The organism is Methylomagnum sp., assembly GCF_054333355.1.
Genome location: NZ_JBTEKS010000305.1, coordinates 1 through 5352 on the forward strand (window position 1 = coordinate 1; position 5352 = coordinate 5352).

Annotated in this window: 3 protein-coding genes; all 3 read left to right on the forward strand. The window is 62.4% G+C overall.

What is annotated here, in order from left to right; translation table 11 throughout:
- Positions 1-926 (forward strand): hypothetical protein (locus ACXWUF_RS17845; RefSeq protein WP_458495964.1); only part of this gene is annotated, 926 nt, incomplete at its 5' end.
- A 138-nt stretch (positions 927-1064) separates the two neighbouring features.
- The gene (locus ACXWUF_RS17850) at positions 1065-2108 is read left to right on the forward strand and encodes a 4Fe-4S binding protein (RefSeq protein WP_458495965.1); all 1044 of its coding nucleotides are present in this window, start codon (positions 1065-1067) and stop codon (positions 2106-2108) included.
- A 146-nt stretch (positions 2109-2254) separates the two neighbouring features.
- On the forward strand, positions 2255-5176 hold the full coding sequence (locus tag ACXWUF_RS17855; protein WP_458495966.1) for an assimilatory sulfite reductase (NADPH) flavoprotein subunit: 2922 nt from the start codon (positions 2255-2257) through the stop codon (positions 5174-5176).
- Positions 5177-5352 lie beyond the last annotated feature (176 nt).

Below are 5352 nucleotides of genomic sequence, written 5' to 3' on the forward strand. Positions count from 1 at the left end.
GTAGGAGCGCCTTTAGGCGCGATTTGCCGTCATTGCTGCTCCTTTTGCTGCTCGTCTTTTGCCCGGTCGCGCTTCTGGCCGCGCCGTCCGACAGCTACGAAACCACCAAGGAACTCCCCGAACTCCACCACGCCGTGGATATCGCCCTGCCGGACGACTGGGCGGACCCAAAGAATTTAAAGCTGGCGCCGGGCCGCAAGATTGAATGCGCCACCTGCCACGGCTTGAAGGACATCAAGACGATTCCGTTCGCCAAGATCGACACGGAAGCCAAAGACTTCCTGCGCGGCGGGCCATACCCCAAGCTCGAAACCTTCTGCTACGAGTGCCACGACAAGGACGACTTCGAGCGCCCCAACATCCACGTCATGCTGGACGAAAAGGGCGAACTCAAGGAGGAGCATTGCACCTTCTGCCACGAGGAAACCCACAAGGAGCGCGACAAACCGCTGGCCCGGACGGAATACAAGCTGCGCCTGCCGCCCGAGAAGCTCTGCTACGGCTGCCACCTCCGCACCCCGCACTTCAACGCGTTGGAGCATCAGTCGGTGAAGCCCAAGGAGAAGATGCGCGACCACATCAAGGCGTCGGAGAAGCAGCACGGCATCATTCTGCCGCTCGCCGAGTCCGGCAAGCTGATGTGCGCCACCTGCCACTCGCCCCATCAGTACGGGGTGCTGGACCCCGGCAAGAATCCGGCGGGCAAGCAGGCCAATAAGAACGACCCGGAAGATCGTATCCAGTACCGGGATCATTCCTGGAACGCGGTTTATCAGGCAGACAAGGAAAAGCGCTTGGTGGATTTCGCCAAACAGACGGGGGAAGTTGTTCCGCTGGAATATCGGCGGATAGACCGGGAAGTCTTGCTTAGGCTACCGGCGAAGGACGGCACGCTGTGTTTGGCTTGCCATGAGTTTGATGAATGAAAGAGTGGCAAGTGACGGGAAAAGTGGTGAGTGATCAGTGGAGAGTGGCGAGTAAAAGCCGCTTTTCACCGTTTCGGTGCCGCTTTTTTCTCGCCACTAAACACTAACCACTCGCCACTTCCAAGAGGAGTACCGACCATGAATGCCCTGACGGAGAAAGTCTCGGAAAGCGTCAAATCGGTGCCGAAGATACAACGGTACCGTTATTTCTGGATTGCCCTGTCCTGCGTCCTGTTCCTGGGGCCGCTGGCCGTGCTGCCCGGACTCGCGGGCAACACCGACCTGTGCGGCAAGCTGTGTATGCGGCGGTTCTACCTTTACTTCCCCGGCATGACCCTGGAGGACTTGTTCACCCACGTCACCGTGGCCTTGGTCGGGGTGGTGGCGTTTTTCGTCATCCTCATCGTCACGTTCTTCTTCGGGCACATCTGGTGTTCCTTCGTCTGCCCGGTGGGCGGCTTCACCGAGCTGGTCAGCCGGATGCTCAACGACCGCTGGAAGATCGAGTTCCGCTCGCTGCCCCAGGTGCAAATCCGCTACGGCTACCTGAGCGTGTACATGGTCCTCATGCCCTTGCTCGGCATTAGCGCCTGCACCCTGTGCAACTTCATCACCGTGCCCCGCTTCGTCGAGGCGTTGAGCGGCGGCTTCGTCGGGCTGGCCTTCATCTTCTCGACGGTGGGGCTGGTCAACCTGTCGCTGCTGTTCCTGCTGGGCTTCTTCGCCAGCAAGGGCCGGGCTTACTGCCAGTTCATGTGCCCCATCGGCTCCATCGACGGACTGGTCAACCGGCTCGGCGCCAAGTTCCGTTTCACCTACCACATCCGGGTCGATAAGCAGCGCTGCACCGGCTGCAACGTGTGCGCCAAGAAGTGCATGTGCGGCGCCATCAAGATGGTGGACAAGGTGGCGGTGGTGGACCAGTTCTCCTGCATGTCCTGCCACGACTGCGTGGATGTCTGCGACTGGAACGCCATCGAATGGACCCCCGCCCCCCGCAACAAGACGCCCAAACGGATCAAGCGCGGCGTGGAAATCCACCCCGAGCCGCAATGGCAGGCCATCCAGTTCAAGCCCCGGCCCAAGCCCACCGCGCCGACGGTCAACTGGGGCCGGGTGGTCAACGGACTCATCGTCACTGGCTTCACCACTTTCATCGCCGTCACCGCATGGATTCATTAAAGCCCATTCAATGCCGCGATCCAGAAAGCGCGTCGGCGTGTAGGTCGGGCTTCAGCCCGACACCGGGTCATGCGGGCCGGACGGGTCGGGCTGAAGCCCGGCCTACACCGGCGCCGCACACATGGCATGAAAAAGCGCTGAGGTACATGCAGCGCATCCTGCGCGGTGTGCTGGCCTGTGTGCTGTTCGCCGTGGCGTTCTCCGCCTTGGCGGCCGAGCGCCACAGCGACCCGGACGGCTGTTTTTCCTGCCACGGGCTGCCGGGCCTGGAGTACATCGACAAGGATGGTCTCCGGCGGGCGGCGACCATCCTGCAAAGCGATTACTACGGCTCCTTGCATGGCGGCGTGCCCTGCAAGGATTGCCATCGGGAGATCGACAAGTATCCGCACAAGCCCGAGGAGGGCTATGTGGATTGCTCGGAATCCTGCCATGTGGAGGAGCCGTCCAAGGGCAAGGCGTTCACCCATAAGGACGTGGTGGACGAGTTCAAGACCTCGGCCCACGGCAAGGGCCACGCGCCGGGCGCCACCAAGGAGTTCCATGGCGGCAACCGCGTCAAGGAGGCGGAGGACGAGCAGAATCCCTCCTGTCGGCGTTGCCACTCCAACACGCCGTACATCAAGGACGCCCACCTGGCGAAGTTCAAGGAGGAGTTCCAGCACACCGAGACGGAGTGCGGCACCTGCCATCAGGGCGAGACCTGGCGCAACCAGTACAGCGGCCACATCCTGCGCCGCTTGGTGGGCAACAATTTCAGCAAGACCGAAGCCAATGCCATGTGCATCGACTGCCACGCCGATGCCAAGGCCATGGAAAAGGTGAAGTTGCAGGATTACGAGACCAAGGAGAAGAAACCGGCGGATTACCGCTTCCAGCACGCCACCGACAGCTATGGCAAGACTCTCCATGGCCGGTTCTTGTCCGTGGGCGACGAGAGCGGCGCGGACTGCATCGACTGCCACGCGCCCAAGGGCTTCCGGCACGGCGTTCAGCGGGACGAGGAAGCGACCGCCTCGACCCACCCGGACAAGCTGCACGAGACCTGCTCCCAGGGCGGCTGCCATGGCTATGCGAAAGCCGGCATCAACGACGGCTTCGTCAAGACCGATCAGCACGATGTGGCCATGCTGCGGCTGGATGTCATGCCGTCGCTGGATGAATTCTTAGGGATGGATTCCGCCTACGGCAAGGCGGTCTGGATGCTCGGGCCGCTGGCCGCGCTGTTCGCCCTGGGCAGCTTGCTCTGGTATCTGCTGGGTGGGCGGGGCGGCATCAACGCGCTGGTCGGCCACGATGAGTTCCAGCGGGAGATGCTGGGCGTCAATCCCCACGGCAAGTCCGGCTGGTGGGCGCGGTTCATGGGGCAGAGTGAAACAATGGCCGGTGCCAACACACGCTCTGCCCCGGTGGTTGCCACGCCGATTCAGTCCACGCCGTCCATGACCCTGCTTTACGCATCGCAAACCGGCAACGGCGAGGGCATCGCCAAGGACTTGGCGGCGCGGGCCGAGGCCAGCGGCTTCACCGTCAAGCTCATGGATATGCTGGATTACGATCTACCGAGCATGGTGAACGAGCGGCTGCTGTTCATCGTCGCCAGCACCCACGGCGAGGGCGAACCGCCCCACGCGGCGGCGCGCTTGCACGCCTATTTGTACAGCGAGGCCGCGCCGCGCTTGGAGAACCTGAAGTTCGGCGTGCTGGCCTTGGGCGACAGCAGCTACAAACATTTCTGCAAAGCGGGCAAGGACTTCGACGCCTTCTTGCTGCGGCTCGGGGCTAGCCATGCGTTGCACCGGGTCGATGCGGACGCGGACTTTGAAGAGCCTGCGGCGGAGTGGATGGAGGCGGTGTTGGCGACCTATGCCAAAACCTTCAGCGTCCCCTACACGCCCACGCCGATTCAGTTGGGCGCACAGGTTGGTCAGGCGGCGGGCAAAGTTCAGTACGGCAAGACCAACCCTTACCCGGCCACGGTGTTAAGGAACATCAACCTGAACGGCGTGGGTTCGGCCAAGGAGACCCGCCATGTCGAAATCGACCTGGGCGACTCCGGCCTGATCTACGAGGCGGGCGACGCGCTGGGCGTGTATCCCAAGAACAACCCCGCTTACGTGGAAGCCTTGCTGGCGACCACGGGTTATGACGGCTACACCGAAGTGACTCTGGGCAAAGAGACCGTGACCCTGCGGGAAGCCTTCTTCAATCGCTTGGACATCACCGCCCTGAGCCGGGTTCTGGTGGAGAAATACGCCGGGCTGGCGGAAGGGGAAGGTTTAGCGGATTTGCTGGACGAGTCCGACGAAGCCCGCTTCAACGACTATGCCTGGGGTCGCCACATCATCGACCTGGTGGCGGATTACCCGCTCAAGGATGTCCCGCCTCAAGAGTTCGTGAACCTGCTGCGGCGCATTCCACCCCGGCTGTACTCCATCGCGTCCAGCATGAAGGCGGTGGGGAACCAGGTGCATCTAACCGTCGGCGCGGTGCGCTACCACGCCCACGGGTTGGACCGCGAGGGCGTGTGTTCCACTTTCCTGGCCGGGCGCTTGGGCCGCGAGGAAAAGCTGGGCGTGTTCGTCCAGCCCAACAAGCACTTCCGCCCGCCCGCCGACCCGAAGACCCCGGCCATCATGGTGGGGCCGGGCACCGGCATCGCGCCGTTCCGCAGCTTCGTCCAGGAGCGGGAAGCCACGGGCGCTAAGGGCAAAAATTGGCTGTTCTTCGGCGACCAGCGCCAGGCGGTGGATTATCTCTACGCCGACGAGTGGGAAGACAAGCGGCGGCGGGGCGTCCTGACCCGGCTGGATTTGGCGTTCTCCCGCGACCAGGCGGAAAAAATCTACGTGCAGACCCGGATGCTGGAAAACGCCAAGGAGCTGTATGGCTGGCTGCAAGAAGGTGCCCATTTCTACGTCTGTGGCGATGCCTCGCGCATGGCCCACGATGTCCACGAGGCGCTGCGGCGGATCGTGAGCGAGCAGGGGGACTTAAGCCGGGAACGGGCTGAGGCGTATTTAAAGCAACTGGCGGACTCGGGGCGGTATCAGCGCGATGTTTATTGATTCACTCTTATCGTTCCCACGCTCCGGCTGGGAATGCAGGGCTGGACGCTCCGCGTCCCGTCATATGCAGACCGTAGGTCGGGCATGTATTCCCATGTCCGACGCTTCTGGGGCGGAGTCGTCGGGCATGAGTACATGCCCGACCTACGGGCTGCTTTTCCTGCTGCTTTTGATAG

Excerpts from the sequence above, each read along its gene's own strand:
- ACXWUF_RS17850 (WP_458495965.1), top strand. The coding sequence starts at position 1,065 with ATGAATGCCCTGACGGAGAAAGTCTCGGAAAGCGTCAAATCGGTGCCG.
- ACXWUF_RS17855 (WP_458495966.1), top strand. The coding sequence starts at position 2,255 with ATGCAGCGCATCCTGCGCGGTGTGCTGGCCTGTGTGCTGTTCGCCGTG.